Origin of the sequence: Cupriavidus campinensis, assembly GCF_905397395.1 — a bacterium.
Lineage (GTDB): Bacteria > Pseudomonadota > Gammaproteobacteria > Burkholderiales > Burkholderiaceae > Cupriavidus > Cupriavidus campinensis.
The window spans coordinates 41,270-55,907 of record NZ_CAJPVH010000013.1; the positions used below are offsets into that span (position 1 = coordinate 41,270).

A 14,638-nucleotide genomic window follows, 5' to 3' on the forward strand; every position below is an offset into this window, starting at 1 on the left:
CTCCTGTTGGAAAAAATCATCGGTACTGCGTGATGACAAGACTCAAGACTCAATAATCAAGACTCAATACGCGCCGCCAACCGGGTGCCGGGCCACGTAGTGCCCGTGCGCGCCGCTGCCGGCCACCGCCACCAGTGGCTGCACCACCGGCTCGTCGCCCACTGCACGGATCGGGCTGGGGATTTCATCGGAAAGCGGCTCGCGCTTCACATGACGGCGCGCCGGATCGGCAATCGGCACCGCCGACATCAGCTTCTTCGTATAGGGGTGCTGCGGATTCTCGAAAATCGCGCGGCGCGGGCCGATCTCGACGATCTGGCCCAGATACATCACGGCCACGCGATGGCTCACCCGCTCCACCACGGCCATGTCGTGGGAGATGAACAGGAAGGCGACGCCCAGCTCGCGCTGGAGGTCGAGCATCAGGTTGACGATTTGTGCCTGAATCGACACATCGAGGGCGGACACCGATTCATCGGCCACCACCACCTTGGGGTTCAGCGCCAGCGCCCGTGCAATACAGATGCGCTGGCGTTGGCCGCCCGAGAACTCGTGCGGATAACGCGAGGCGTGGGCGGGCGTCAGGCCCACCTTTTCGAGCAGCCAGGCCACGCGGGCTTCGGCTTCGCGGCCGCTGGCCACCTTGTGCACCAGCAGCGGCTCCATGATCGAGTAACCCACCGGCACGCGCGGATCGAGCGAGGCGAACGGGTCCTGGAAGATGAACTGGATATTGCGGCGCAGCGCCTGCAGCGCCGGGCCCTGCATCTGGCTGATGTTCTGGCCAGCGAACTCGATCGTGCCGCTCTGGGCATCCACCAGACGCAGCAGCGAGCGGCCCGTCGTGGACTTGCCGCAGCCCGATTCGCCCACCAGCGCCAGCGTCTCGCCAGGGTACAGGTCGAAGCTGACCTGCTCCACCGCGTGCACCCGGCGCGTGACCCGGCCAAACAGGCCGCCTGGCACGTCGAAGCGGGTGACCAGGTCGCGCACGCGCAGGATCGGCTCGGCGCCGGCATGGACGGTGTCCTGCGGCACCTCGGCCTCGGGCGCGGCCACGTCGTTCACCTGCACCAGCGGGAACTTGGCCGGCAGGTCCTTGCCAGTCATCGCCCCGAGCTTCGGCACGGCGGAAAGCAGCGCGCGCGTGTACGGGTGGGCCGGCGCGTGGAAAACCTCGTCGGAGGTGCCCTCCTCGACCTTCTCGCCCCGATACATCACCAGCACGCGGTCGGCCACCTCGGCCACCACGCCCATGTCATGGGTGATGAAGACCACGCCCATGTCCATCTCGGCCTGGAGGTTGCGGATCAGTTGCAGGATTTCGGCCTGGATGGTCACGTCCAGCGCCGTGGTCGGCTCATCGGCAATCAGCAGCGCCGGCTTGCACGACAGCGCCATGGCGATCATCACGCGCTGGCGCATGCCGCCGGAAAGCTGGTGCGGGAAGCGGTCCAGCACGCGGCGCGCTTCAGGGATGCGTACGAGTTCGAGCATGCGCAGCGCCTCGGCACGCGCGGCAGCCTTGTTCTTGCCCTGATGCAGCCGGATCGATTCGGCGATCTGCTCGCCCACCGGGAATACCGGGTTCAGCGAGGTCATCGGCTCCTGGAAGATCATCGCCACGTCTGCGCCGCGCACGGAACGCAGGGCGGCATCTGGCGCGCGGGCCAGGTCGAGCACCTCGCCGCCGCGCCGCCGCAGCAGCATGCTGCCGTTGGCGATCTTGCCGCCGCCATGCTCCACCAGCCGCATCAGCGCCAGCGACGTGACCGACTTGCCCGAGCCGGACTCGCCCACCACGGCCAGCGTCTCGCCGCGATCGACGTGGAAAGAGAGGTTGCGCACGGCCTCGACGGTCCGCTCCGAGGTGGCGAAGCGGACGGAAAGGTTGTCCACCGCGACGACGCGTTCAGGCGGAAGTACGAGGTTTCGATGCGTAGAGGTGTTGGCCATGCGACTTGTCCGGTGTGCTGCGATTGCTGCGATCTACTGTGTAGTGACTACGAATTGCTGCGAATGTCTTCGACTTTGCGATGCTGCGGCATGACGACGGTCAACCGTAGATCAACACGCTGACGGGCTCGCCCACGCGCGCCACGCCGCGGTACATGCCCTCGGTGTTGAACGGGAGCGTGACGTTGCCCTGCCGATCCACGGCAATCAGGCCGCCCCGGCCCTCGATGGCGACCAGCTTCTCCATCACCACGCGGCGCGCCGATTCTTCCAGCGACAGCCCGGCGTAGCGCATCTGCGCGGACACATCGTGCGCGGCCACGGTGCGGATGAACATCTCGCCAGTGCCGGTGGCGGACACGGCCGCCACGTCATCGGCATAGCAGCCGGCGCCGAACACGGGCGTATCGCCCACGCGGCCCACCTGCTTGTTGGTCACGCCGCCGGTGGAGGTGGCGGCAGCCAGGTTGCCCTGGGCGTCGCAGGCCACCGCGCCCACCGTGCCGAATTTCTTGTCCGGGTCGATCGGGTCCGTACCGGCCTGGGCCGCCTTCGCTGCCAGCGCGGCCGCATCATGGTCGAGCAAGGCCATGCCGGTGCTCGCCTGGGCGCGCTGCCACTGGTCGTGGCGGGCCTGCGTGAAGTAATAGTCCGGGGCGACCAGTTCGAGCCCCTGCGCCTCGGCAAACGCCTCGGCACCGTCGGCGGCGAACAGCACGTGTTCGCTGTGCTCCAGCACGGCCCGCGCGGCCAGCACCGGGTTGCGCACGCGCGTCACGCAGGCCACGGCGCCGGCGTTGCGCGTGGCGCCGTCCATCACGGCGGCGTCCAGCTCGAACGTCCCGGCGTGGGTCAGCACGGCGCCCTTGCCGGCATTGAACAGCGGGCAGTCCTCGAGCAGGCGCACCGCTTCGGTCACGGCGTCGAGCGCGCTGCCGCCCTCGGCCAGCACACGTTGGCCGGCCAGCAGCACCTGCTCCAGCGCGGCGGTGTATTCGCGTTCACGGTTGGCATCCATGGCGGCACGGGTAATCGTGCCGGCGCCACCGTGGATGGCAATGACAGCCTGGGTCATGACAGCTTTCACTCAGTAGATTCGGAAGATTTCGAGGCGCCCCGCTCGCGCTGGCCCGCACCGGGTGCGTCATAGAGCCAGGGCAGCAGGAATTCGGTCATCTCGGCGGCCGCCTTGACGGAGCGCGCCGAACGATAGGCCACGGCACCGCACAGCGCCTCGATCAGCGCGAGCACCGTGGCGTCGGAATTAGCGGAAAGACGATTGCCGGCGTTGGCATACAGCGCGATATCGGCCAGCGGCGCCAGCGGCGAGGTCGGGCCATCCGTCAGCGCCAGCAGCCTGCCGCGATGGGCCTTCACGCGCTTGGCCAGCACCATGCTGTCCGTCACATATCGGGGAAAGGCGATGGCGATGACCAGGTCTTGCGGCTGGAGCTTGAACAGTTGCCGCGCCGCGTGCGACGCGCCGCCCACCGTCGACACCGACGTCACCATGCGGCAGTGCATCTCCAGCCCGTGCTGGAGCAGCCCGGCCAGGAAGCCGCTTGCGCCAAAGCCCATCACATACACGCGCTCGGCGGCGAGGATGGCATCGACGGCCCGCTCGCAGGCCTCGGCATCGAGCGCGCGGCGCGTGGCTTCGAGGTTGCGCGCGCCGTCGTCCAGCGCGGCGGCGAAGACCTCGGCCACCGTCGTCGGGCGGGCCAGTTCGTCGCGCAGGCGCTCCACCGGGGCCAGCGTGGCCTCGAAGCCGCGCACGAGTTCGGCGCGGAACTGCGGATAACCTTCGAAGCCGAGCGCCCGGGCAAAGCGGTTGGCCGTGGCCACGGACACATTCACAGCCGTCGCGAATTCGTCGATGCGCATGGTCGCCGCGCGGAACAGGTTGTCCAGCACGTACTGCGCCATGCGCTGATGCGCGGGCGTCAGCGTGGGCAAGCTGCGGGCGATGCGTTCGGAAATCGACTGGCCTTCGGACATGTCTGGGGGAAAGAACCGGTTCAGGGCGCCGCGCGCACCATCCCGGAAAGTCCTTTGATGAAAAGGCACTTTCCCGGTGCGGCGGTCTATGTAAATAAATTTACACGCAAACCCCGTACCAGGAGAACTGGGAAGTGACGAATTAGGGGAAATCCCTGAATACATGGATACGGACATGGGCCGCGGGGCCGGCCGGCGCCAGCGAGACCGGCCACCGGGCGCGCTACAATGCCGGCCTGCCCGCCTCCGGGCGCGTCCTTCGCCTTATCTCCCAGTCCTCGTGATCCGAATCGACCAGCTAGTCCTCCAGCGCGGCACCAAGGTGCTGTTCGACCACACCAGCGTGACGCTCAACCCGGGCGAGCGCGTCGGCCTTGTCGGCGCCAACGGCAGCGGCAAGTCCACGCTGTTCGGCATGCTGCGGGGCGAGCTGCACCCGGATGGCGGCGATGTCTTCGTGCCCGCGCAGTGGCGTATCGCGCACGTGGCGCAGGAAACCCCGGCGGTAGACCGCTCGGCTGTGGACTATGTGATCGATGGCGACACCCGGCTGCGCGAGATCGAAGCACGCATCGCCGCCGCCCAGGCCAGTGGCGACGGGAGCGCCGAGGGCGAGGCCCACGCCGCCTTCGCCGATGCCGACGGCTACACCGCGCCGGCCCGTGCCGAGGCCCTGCTGCTGGGGCTGGGCTTCACGCTGCCACAGGTGTCGCAGCCCGTGGCGTCGTTCTCGGGCGGCTGGCGCATGCGCCTGAACCTGGCCCAGGCGCTGATGTGCCCGTCCGACCTGCTGCTGCTCGACGAACCGACCAACCACCTGGATCTGGACGCCATCGTCTGGCTGGAAGACTGGCTGGCGCGCTACCCGGGCACGCTGGTGATGATTTCCCACGATCGCGAGTTCCTCGACGCGATCTGCAACGTCACCGTCCATATCGAGAACCAGCAGTTGCGCCGTTACGGCGGCAATTACACGCAGTTCGAGACCCTGCGACTCCAGCAGATGGCCCTGCAGCAGTCGGCCTACGCGCGCCAGCAGAAGGAAATCGCGCATCTGGAATCGTTCATCAACCGCTTCAAGGCCAAGGCCACCAAGGCGCGCCAGGCGCAGAGCCGCGTCAAGGCGCTCGAGAAGATGGAGCGGCTGGCGCCGGTGCACGTGGCGGCCGGCTTCGCCTTCGAGTTCCGCGAGCCCGATTCGGCGCCGAACCCGATGATGGTGCTCGAAGGGGTGGATTGCGGCTACGCCGAGGCCGAGCCGCCCGTGACCATCCTGCACAACCTGGCGATGTCGATCCAGAACGGCCAGCGCATCGGCCTGCTTGGCGCCAACGGCCAGGGCAAGTCCACGCTGGTCAAGACGCTGGCCGGCACGCAGGCGCCGATGAACGGCACGCTGCGGCTGGGCAAGGGGCTGGTGATCGGCTATTTCGCCCAGCACCAGTTGGAAACCCTGCGCGACCATGATTCCCCGCTCCAGCATCTGGCGCGGCTGGCGCCGGACGTGCGCGAGCAGGAATTGCGCGACTTCCTGGGCAGCTTCAACTTCCGGGGCGACATGGCCACCGCGCCGATCGAACCCTTCTCGGGCGGGGAAAAGGCCCGGCTGGCGCTGTCGCTGATCGTCTGGCAGAAGCCCAACTTCCTGCTGCTGGACGAGCCGACCAACCACCTGGACCTCGACACCCGCGAGGCCCTGACCATGGCGCTGGCCCAGTTCGAAGGCACGCTGATCCTGGTCTCCCACGACCGGCACCTGCTGCGCGCCACCTCCGACCAGTTCATGCTGGTGGCGGACGGCACCATCCGCCCGTTCGACGGCGACCTGGACGACTACCGCGACTGGCTGCTCCAGCAGGCCGCCGCCAAGCGCAACGCCGCCACGGCGGTGCATGCCTCCGAAGCCGCGGCGGACGCCGGCGCCAACGTCAACCGCAAGGACCAGCGCCGCGCCGAAGCCGACGAGCGCCAGCGCCTCTCCGTCCTGCGCAAGCCGCTGACCAAGGAACTGGAAAAAGTCGAAAAGCGCATGGCCGCGCTCCAGACCGACAAGACCGCCATCGACGCCTTCATGGCCGACGAGACCAGCTACGCCGAAGCCAACAAGGCCAGGCTGATGGAAATGCTGAAGCGCCAGGGCGAAGTCACCAGCGAACTGGAACAGCTGGAGGAGCGCTGGCTGGAACTGCAGGAGCAGATCGAACAGATCGCGTGACGGCTCGGAAATTGGCGATATTGCTCCCCACTTGATCCCTGTCAGCCTCCGGTCTTCCCCATCGCTACACCCTTCGACGACCGTTTCCATCCTGGATTCGGAACATCGAAAGGAAGCTCATGCGGAAGATCCCTCTCTTCGCCATACTGTCCTGGTCTGCCAGCACCTGTTTGGCAGCCGGCCCGATTCCACCACGCCTGACCGGCGAACAGTTGGTGGAGCGCTACGGCAAAACCGGAACTGAGTTATTCACGCTACGCGATCAATCGTATCTTGACGGCTATCTCGCCGGCGCCGCCGATGCAGGGGAGGGACAAGCGTGGTGTAACACTGGCAAGGTGCAGCGCGGCGAAATCGACTCTTACGTTGTTGGCGAAATCAGGGATGTTCGCCCCGAGCACCGGCGGGGCAACGCTGCGCCGCTTGTCACTAGCGCGCTCCAGCGAAAATTCCCCTGCCCTTCTAGCGGGAAGGCGCGATGAAACCAACGTTCATGGCCGTGCAATCCCACTATCAAAGCAGAAAGACCGTCATAAAGGAGCAGCTTTTCGCAGAAATCGGCTGGGAAGACCTTATCCCCAAACCCGAATACAACAATACCTGCGCCATCCGCGTAAGTCTGGCACTCATCAAATGTGGATTCACCCTTAACGGCAGGATCGCCATCAAGAAAGGCAAGTACAAGGGGAAGCTCATTGAGCCTGGCCAGGCAAAACTGGCAAGAATGCTTGCCGAACGCCAATACCTGGGGCCACCAGAAATCTTCCCGCGCGATGACGCCTTGCGTTCAATAGGAAACCGGCGAGGCGTTATAGCGTTCTGGAATATTCCGGATTACATGAGCGGTCGGGGCGGCCACATCGATATCGTTACCGGCGCCTATCAGGCATGTGGCTCAACTTGTTTCTGGGATGCCAAGACAATATGGTTCTGGCCCCTGGCCTGAGATCTGCCAATAAAAACGCCACCCTCCCGGGTGGCGTGTTTCGTTGCTCTCACCGGCGTCTCACCGGTAATTCTTCTCCCGCCGGATCAGCCCCACCGCCAGCGTCAGCGTCAGGATCACCAGCCAGATCAGTGACCAGCCGGGGATCGAGATGCCGAACAGCGGGGGCAGCGGCGCGGTGCACAGGCCGTCCGAGAAGAACACCTGGGGCAGCAGGCGCGCGGTGGGCAGTTGGTTGACCCAGTTTTCCAGCGGATCGATGCCGCACGAGGACTTCGGGTTCAGCAGCAGCGAGACGTGATACCCCGCCACCGCGATCCCGGCTACGCCCGACAGCATGCCCAGCCCCTGCCACAGCGTGCGCGTGTTCTGGGCCAGCGCCGCCAGCAGGGAGAACAAGCCGATGCCGACAAAGGCGAAGCGCTGCATGATGCAGAGCGGGCACGGCTGGTAGCCCTCCACATACTGGAAGTAGAGCGCGGCGCCGAGCATCGCGAACGAGAGCACGGCGATCAGCAGGAAATAGGCACGGGAATTGGCTTGCATGGGGGGTCCGGGACGGAAGAGGCTTCGAGCCGAATTATTACCCATTTTCCGTCCGCCGTTGCCAGTGCCCCGTCAATCCCACGTCAATCCCACGTCAATCCGCCGCGGCGGATTGCCGCAGCGCCCGCAGTCACGCCGCCTAGGCTGCCGAAGCCCCCGCCAGATACCGCCGGCGCCACGGCTTGAGCACCGCGATGGCGAGCGCCGCCGTGATGATATCCAGCGTGATGGCTACGCCGAATACCGGCATCCAGCTGCCCATGCGCTCGTGCATCAGCGCCGCCAGCGGGCCGCCGAAGATCGAGCCGATTCCCTGCGAGATATAGAGCCAGCCGTAGTTGGTGGTGGCGAATTTGGTACCGAAGGTATCGGTCAGCGTGGACGGGAACAGCGAGAAGATCTCGCCCCAGCCCAGGAACACCACGCCCGAGAGCAGCACGAACAGCACCGCGTTCTCGCGCGTGAGCAGCCACAGCGTCATCGCCACGGCCTCCAGCGCGAAGGCGAAGCACATCGTATTTTCACGACCCCAGCGGTCGGAAATCCAGCCGAACATCGGTCGCGTCAGCCCGTTGGTGAGCCGGTCGATGGTCAGCGCCAGCGGCAGCGCGGCCATGCCGAAGACCACCGCGTTGGACACCCCGAAGTCCTTGGCGAAGGCGGCCATCTGCGAGGTGACCATCAGCCCCGACGTGGACATCATCGTCATCATCAGGAACAGCAGCCAGAACAAAGGCATCTTGAGCATCTGACGGGTCGGCACATCCGCCACGTTGGAGGGCGTGTACGACGCGCGCACCGGCAGCTGCTCGCCCGGCGCCGGGGCGCGCAGCCCCTGCGAGGCCAGGAAGCCGATCACCGCGAAGATCAGGCCGAACTGCCACAGCGTGGTCTCCAGCCCCTTGCCTGCCAGCGCCGACGCGATGGGGAACGTGGTGACGATGGCGCCCATGCCGTAGCCGGCCGCGACCATGCCGACGGCAAACCCGCGCCGGTCCGGGAACCAGCGCACCATCTGCCCCACCACGCCGATATAGACGATGCCCGTGCCCAGGCCGCCGACCACGCCATAGGTCAGGTACAGCATGCCCACGCTCTGGGCCGAGGCGGCCAGCACCCACGACAGCCCGGCCAGCACCGTGCCGGCCGCGATCAGCCGGCGCGGCCCGAAGCGCTCGATCATCGCGCCCTGGAACGGCGAGAAGAACGTCTGCAGCACAATCAGCAGCGAGAACGTGACCTGCAACTCCGAGAGCGGCACCCCCAGCTTGGCCGCCAGCGGCTTGGTAAACAGGGTCCAGACATACTGCGGACTGGAAATCGCCATCATGCAGACGAGACCCAGCAACAGTTGCAGCCAGCGCGTGCGCGCCAGCGGCATGGCCTGCGGCACGCCGAGGGCCGCGTTATCAGCAACGGTACGCATTTGCACCACTCCTTGAGACAGGAACTTCGAGGAAGACACGCGGCCACGCTTTCGTCATCGTCGTCATGGCGGGCTCGCGCAGGTTGGAACTCAGGAAAATTCGATGCCGGCCCTACCAGGCCGCCACCCCGCCATCGCTGCGCGGATCGCTGCCGCCCTGGTAGAGGCCATCGGCCTGCAGCACGATGGCGCCGGCGTGGCCCATGGTTTCGTCGTACGGCCCCAGCACCTCCACGTCGTGGCCCAGGCGGTGCAGCGCCTGCTGCGTGGCGTCGGGGAAGCGCGATTCGAGCTTGAGGGTGTCGCTGGTCTGGCCCCAGGTGCGGCCGAGCAGCCAGCGCGGCGCGTCGATGGCGGCCTGCGGGTTCATGCCGAAATGGACGATCCGCGAGAACACCGCACTCTGCGACTGCGGCTGGCCGTCGCCGCCCATATTCCCGTAGACCAGCGTGCGCCCATCGTTCAGGCGCGCCATGGCCGGGTTGAGCGTGTGGAACGGCTTGCGCCCCGGCATCAGCGGGTTGCGGGCGGCCGGATCGAGCGAAAAGCTGCATCCCCGGTTCTGCCAGTTCACGCCGGTGCCGGGCAGCACGATGCCGCTGCCGAACTCGTGATAGATGCTCTGGATAAAGCTCACGGCCACGCCGCTGCCATCGACCACGCCCATCCAGACCGTGTCCGCCGGCCCCATGCCCTGCCCCCACGGCAGCACCGCGTCCGGGCGGATGCGCGCGGCGGCGGCGTCGAGCCACGGCGGCGCCAGCAGGTCCTGCGGATCGATCTCCATATAGGCGGGATCGGTGATATGGCGGTCGCGCACGTGGAACGCCTGCTTGGTGGCCTCCACGCAGGCATGGACGAAGTCCGGGCCGAGCGGGTCCATGCCCGCCTCCAGCAGGCGGTCCAGCTGGCCGAGGATCAGCAGCGACACCAGCCCCTGCGTGGGCGGCGGCATGTTGTAGACCGTGCCGCGCGAATGGGCCAGCGCCAGCGGCGCCTTCCACGTGGCGCGGTGCGCGCGCAGATCGGCCAGGGTCAGCGGGCTGCCCGCGTTGCCGAGTTCGCGGGCCAGCATCCGGGCCAGGTCGCCCTGATAGAAGTCATCGAGCCCGGCCCGCGCCAGCTGCTCCAGCGTGGCGGCCAGGCGCGGATGGCGGAAGCGCGTGCCCGCCGCCGGGGCGCGTCCGTCGATCAGAAAAGTCTCGGCGAAGCCCGGCACATCGGCCAGCTCGGCGGCCTTGGCGGCCACGCAGGCGGACTGGCTCTGCGTGACCGGCACGCCCACGCGGGCATAGTCGATGGCATCCGCCAGCAGCCGCGAGAGCGGCAGGCACCCGCCCAGCGCGTCGCGCGACCAGGCCAGCGCCGCCTGCCAGCCGGACACCGTGCCAGCCACGGTGTTGGCCGCCATGCCGCCACGCGTGGGAATGGCCTGGAAGCCGGCCTCCCGATAGCGCGCGATGGTGGCATCGCCCGCCGCCGCGCCGCAGGCGTCGAGCGCGCGCGGCGCCTCGCCGGGCCGGGAGACCAGCCAGAAGCTGTCGCCGCCGATGCTATTCATATGGGGATAGACCACGGCGATGGTGGCGGCGGCCGCGACCATCGCCTCGACGGCGTTGCCGCCCTCGCGCAGCACGGCCAGCGCGCTCTGCGACGCCAGCGCGTGCGGCGCCACGGCCATGCCCCGGCTTCCCCGGATCGGATTGAGATGAAATGCCACGCTCCGCGACTCCTGCGATTTATGTATACATAAATTTCCTGCGCAGAAGGATCGCAATAGGCGTGCCACCACGTGCGCCCGGGCACGCTCGCCTAATAAGAAACGTCTCAAGCCCGCGTCAGCACGGGGCTGGCGGGAAAATGCTCACGTGGAAAGCGGAATAGGAAAGGCGGGAATCAGCCGAAGCGCCTGCGCCGGACGGGTGCGTTCGGGGTCCGGGCGGGCGCGGGGCGCACAAGGCTGGTGCGTGCTTGCTCGAGCCGCTCGGTGGTCAGCCGGCTCACTTCGGCGCGGCCATCTTCGATATGGTTGGAGAGCAGCGCCACGGCGCGGCCGCCATCGGCGGCTTCCAGGGCGTCGAGAATGGCCGAATGTTCATCGTAAGTCAGCGAAATCCGCGTGCCGAAGGCGAAGTCGAGCCGGCGGATGATGCGGATGCGGTCAGTCACCTGCTGATGGACCGCCGCCGACTCGGGGTTGCCGGCCGCCTCGACGATGGCAAGGTGGAAGGCCTCGTCCAGCTGCGCCACGGCGTTGCCATCGGCAAGGCGCCGGGCGACCGGCACGCGCCAGATCGCACCAAGCTGCCGCACCAGCGCCGCCAGGGCCGCCCGGTGCGGAGCCTCGGGCCGGCACAGCCGCGTGACCGCGTGGGTCTCCAGCAGGGTACGCAGTTCGTAGAGCGCCTCGAAACGGGCCAGGTCCAGCGGCACCACTTCCCAGCCATTGCGGTAGTAGCCGCGCACGAGGCCATCGCCCTGCAGGCGGTGCAGCGCCTCGCGCACTGGCGTGCGGGAAATGCCCAGCCGCTCCGCCACGTCGTTCTCGGTAAAGCGGTCTCCCGGCAGCAGGCGGAAAGCGAAGATGTCGTCGCGCAGCGCCTGATAGGCGGCCTGGGAGCGCTTGGCCTTGGCCAGGCTGGCGCTGCCGTCGAGCGTGTCCGTTGCGTCCGCCATGCTCCCCCCGTTATCCGTCAGTCCAGGTGCCGCACGCGGTCAATGGCTTGTTCGAGGCGGTCCACGGCGATCACCTCGATGCCCTCGATCTTCTGCTTCGGCGCGTTGGCCTTGGGGATCACCGCCATCGTGAAGCCGAGCTTGGCGGCCTCCTTGAGCCGCTCCTGCCCGCGCGGGCTCGGGCGGATCTCGCCCGCCAGCCCCACTTCGCCGAACACCACCAGCCCGCGCGGCAGCGGCTTGTTGCGCATCGACGAATGGATCGACAGCAATACCGCCAGATCGGCGGCCGGTTCGGTGATCTTGACCCCGCCCACGGCGTTCAGGAACACGTCCTGATCGAAGCACGCAATGCCCGCGTGCCGGTGCAGCACTGCCAGCAGCATCGCCAGCCGGTTCTGCTCCAGCCCCACCGCCAGCCGGCGCGGATTGGGCACGTTGGCGGTATCGACCAGCGCCTGCACCTCCACCAGCAGCGGCCGGGTGCCCTCCTGCGTAACCAGCACGCACGAACCCGCCACCGATTCCTCGTGCTGCGAGAGGAACAGCGCCGACGGGTTGCTGATGCCGCGCAAGCCGCGCTCGGTCATCGCGAAAACACCCAGCTCATTGACCGCGCCGAAGCGGTTCTTGAACGCGCGGATCAGCCGGTGCGACGAATGGGTGTCCCCTTCGAAGTACAGCACCGTATCGACGATATGTTCCAGCACGCGCGGCCCGGCCAGGCTGCCTTCCTTGGTCACATGGCCGACCAGGATGATGGTGATGCCGGTGCTTTTGGCGATGCGCGTCAGTTGCGCCGCGCACTCGCGCACCTGCGCCACCGAGCCGGGCGCCGAGGTCAGCGCCTCCGAATACAGGGTCTGGATCGAGTCGATCACGGCCACTTCGGGCTGCTCCGCCTCGAGCGTGGCCTGGATTTTCTCGAGCTGGATCTCCGGCAGCAGGCCCAGCGCTGGGGCATCCACGCCCAGCCGCTGGGCACGCAGCGCGATCTGGGCGCCGGATTCCTCGCCGCTCACATAGAGCACGCGCCGCTGGCCGGCCAGATTGGCCAGCGTCTGGAGCAGCAGCGTGGACTTGCCGATGCCGGGGTCGCCGCCGATCAGCACCACGCCGCCCGAGACCAGCCCGCCGCCGAGCACGCGGTCGAACTCGTCGATGCCGGTGGTGAAGCGCGGCACATCGGCCGCATCGATCTCGGACAGCTTGCGCACCACGGCCGAGTTGGCCAGCGGCTGGAAGCGCCGCGCGGCGCTGGAACCGGAATCCGCCACGGATTCCACGAGCGTGTTCCAGGCGTTGCACTGCGGGCACTGGCCGGCCCAGCGCGGCGTGGTACCGCCGCACTCGGTGCAGGAATAGACAGTCTTGGTCTTGGCCAAACGGCGTCCTTGGTTCGGGAAAAGGTCAGGGCTGGGGTCAGGCTGGGGTCAGGCGAAAGGTCAGGCCGTGGCGTCGGCCGTGGTCAGCGTGGCCACCGTGCAGGGCACGCGCATCGCCAGCGCGCACATCAACTCGTAGCCGACCGTGCCGCTGGCCGCCGCCACCTCGTCGATCGGCAGGCCCTGGCCCCACAGCGTGACCGGCGAGCCGACGCGGGCCTTCGGGCAGGGGGTAAGGTCCACGCAGACCATATCCATCGACACCCGGCCGACCAGCGTGGTGCGCGTGCCATCCACCAGCACCGGCGCGGGGCGCTCGCCCCAGCCCGCCGCGTGGCGCGGGTAGCCGTCGGCATAGCCGCAGGCCACGATGCCGATGCGCATCGGGCGGTCTGCCGTGAACATCGACCCATAGCCCACCGTATCGCCCGGCTGCAGGTCCTGGACGGCGATCAGCTCGCTGTGCAGCGACATGGCCGGCTGGAGGCCGGTATCGGCGATATCCGCCGCTATGCCCGTGGGCGAGGCGCCGTACAGGATCACCCCCGGCCGCACCCAGGCGCGGTGCGCCTGCGGGTGCCAGAGCACAGCGGCCGAGTTGGACAGGCTGGCTTCGCCCGGCAGGTTGGCCGTGGCGGTGTCGAAAGCCTCGATCTGGTGCGCGATGCCGCGCGCGCTGTCGGCATCCGAGAAGTGCGTCATGTGCACGATACTGCCCACGCAGGACAGCCCCCGCGCGCGCTCCCAGGCGGCGCGATAGGCCTCCGGCCGGAAGCCGAGGCGGTTCATGCCGGTATTGAGCTTGAGCTGAATCGCCAGCGGCCCCCGGGGCCGGGCCACCTCGAGCATGCGCAACTGCTCGTCGCAATGAATGGCCGTGGTGAGGCGATATTGCTCCAGCAGGGGAACATCCTGCGGTTGGAAGAATCCCTCTAGCAACAGGATCGGGCCCTGCCAGCCGAGGTCGCGCAGCAGCACGGCCTCGTTGAGGTCGAGCAGGCCGAAGCCGTCAGTGCCGCGCATGCCTGCAAAGGCGCGCCGGATGCCGTGGCCGTAGGCGTTGGCCTTGACCACCGCCCAGATGCGGGACTGGGGCGCGTAGCGGCGCACCACGTCGAGGTTGTTGGCCAGCGCGGGCTGGTGGATGACTGCGTGTATGGGTCTTGGCATGGTCTGGCTATGGGTGCAGGTTGCGTCCCGGCATGCACCGGATCAGGGAAGACCCGGACGGCAACCCGCTGCAATCGGGCGTTGATGTTGCATACACTGTGCCGGCACCGTCACGCGCGTGGCGCGAAAGTGCGCTGGAATACGGAGTGGCCGGCACATGCGGGGCAACATCGCGCAGGCGATATTTGAACACAACCGGCGCCCGGTTCAGGGAATCCGCAGGGCGGGTTCCTGTCAAAACGCGGGTCCGCCGGAGTGCTGAAATGTCGTGGTTTCGTGATATAAAGCCGGACGCTCCGGCCATGTTTTAAAAGAGAAGC

Annotated in this window: 12 protein-coding genes; 3 read left to right on the forward strand and 9 right to left on the reverse strand. The window is 67.5% G+C overall.

What is annotated here, in order from left to right; translation table 11 throughout:
• Positions 1-63: 63 nt before the first annotated feature.
• The 3 genes from KHO18_RS10415 to KHO18_RS10425 all read right to left on the reverse strand — a co-directional run bounded on the left by KHO18_RS10415 (position 64) and on the right by KHO18_RS10425 (position 3,954).
• Complete coding sequence (locus tag KHO18_RS10415) at positions 64-1,956, reverse strand: dipeptide ABC transporter ATP-binding protein (RefSeq protein ID WP_144203492.1); 1,893 nt, start codon at positions 1,954-1,956, stop codon at positions 64-66.
• A 100-nt stretch (positions 1,957-2,056) separates the two neighbouring features.
• On the reverse strand, positions 2,057-3,031 hold the full coding sequence (locus KHO18_RS10420; protein WP_144203494.1) for an isoaspartyl peptidase/L-asparaginase family protein: 975 nt from the start codon (positions 3,029-3,031) through the stop codon (positions 2,057-2,059).
• Between the two features lie 8 nt (positions 3,032-3,039).
• Positions 3,040-3,954, reverse strand: a complete 915-nt coding sequence (locus KHO18_RS10425; RefSeq protein WP_144203496.1) for a MurR/RpiR family transcriptional regulator — start codon at positions 3,952-3,954, stop codon at positions 3,040-3,042.
• A gap of 280 nt (positions 3,955-4,234) precedes the next feature.
• On the opposite strand from KHO18_RS10425, the gene KHO18_RS10430 reads away from it, so the two are divergent.
• The 3 genes from KHO18_RS10430 to KHO18_RS10440 all read left to right on the forward strand — a co-directional run bounded on the left by KHO18_RS10430 (position 4,235) and on the right by KHO18_RS10440 (position 7,115).
• Positions 4,235-6,169, forward strand: coding sequence for an ATP-binding cassette domain-containing protein (locus KHO18_RS10430; protein WP_211943139.1), 1,935 nt, complete (start codon positions 4,235-4,237; stop codon positions 6,167-6,169).
• 119 nt (positions 6,170-6,288) lie between these two features.
• On the forward strand, positions 6,289-6,651 hold the full coding sequence (locus tag KHO18_RS10435) for a Rap1a/Tai family immunity protein (RefSeq protein WP_144203500.1): 363 nt from the start codon (positions 6,289-6,291) through the stop codon (positions 6,649-6,651).
• Positions 6,648-7,115 (forward strand): T6SS effector amidase Tae4 family protein, encoded by a 468-nt coding sequence (locus KHO18_RS10440; RefSeq protein WP_144203502.1) that lies wholly within the window; start codon positions 6,648-6,650, stop codon positions 7,113-7,115. Before KHO18_RS10435 ends, KHO18_RS10440 begins: the two co-directional genes overlap by 4 nt.
• 60 nt (positions 7,116-7,175) lie before the next feature.
• Here KHO18_RS10440 and KHO18_RS10445 read toward each other — a convergent pair whose 3' ends face one another.
• The 6 genes from KHO18_RS10445 to alr form a co-directional block, all read right to left on the reverse strand.
• Complete coding sequence (locus KHO18_RS10445; protein ID WP_149135809.1) at positions 7,176-7,661, reverse strand: disulfide bond formation protein B; 486 nt, start codon at positions 7,659-7,661, stop codon at positions 7,176-7,178.
• Between the two features lie 139 nt (positions 7,662-7,800).
• Positions 7,801-9,087, reverse strand: a complete 1,287-nt coding sequence (oxlT, locus tag KHO18_RS10450) for an oxalate/formate MFS antiporter (protein ID WP_377731794.1) — start codon at positions 9,085-9,087, stop codon at positions 7,801-7,803.
• 112 nt (positions 9,088-9,199) lie between these two features.
• The gene (locus tag KHO18_RS10455) at positions 9,200-10,768 is read right to left on the reverse strand and encodes a gamma-glutamyltransferase family protein (protein WP_144200899.1); all 1,569 of its coding nucleotides are present in this window, start codon (positions 10,766-10,768) and stop codon (positions 9,200-9,202) included.
• A 215-nt stretch (positions 10,769-10,983) separates the two neighbouring features.
• Entirely contained in the window at positions 10,984-11,763 is a 780-nt protein-coding gene (locus KHO18_RS10460; RefSeq protein WP_144200590.1) for a GntR family transcriptional regulator, read from the reverse strand.
• 17 nt (positions 11,764-11,780) lie between these two features.
• A complete protein-coding gene (gene radA / locus KHO18_RS10465; RefSeq protein WP_144200592.1) occupies positions 11,781-13,148 on the reverse strand; it encodes a DNA repair protein RadA in 1,368 nt (455 codons plus the stop codon).
• A 60-nt stretch (positions 13,149-13,208) separates the two neighbouring features.
• Positions 13,209-14,318, reverse strand: a complete 1,110-nt coding sequence (gene alr / locus KHO18_RS10470) for an alanine racemase (protein WP_144200594.1) — start codon at positions 14,316-14,318, stop codon at positions 13,209-13,211.
• Positions 14,319-14,638: the final 320 nt, after the last annotated feature.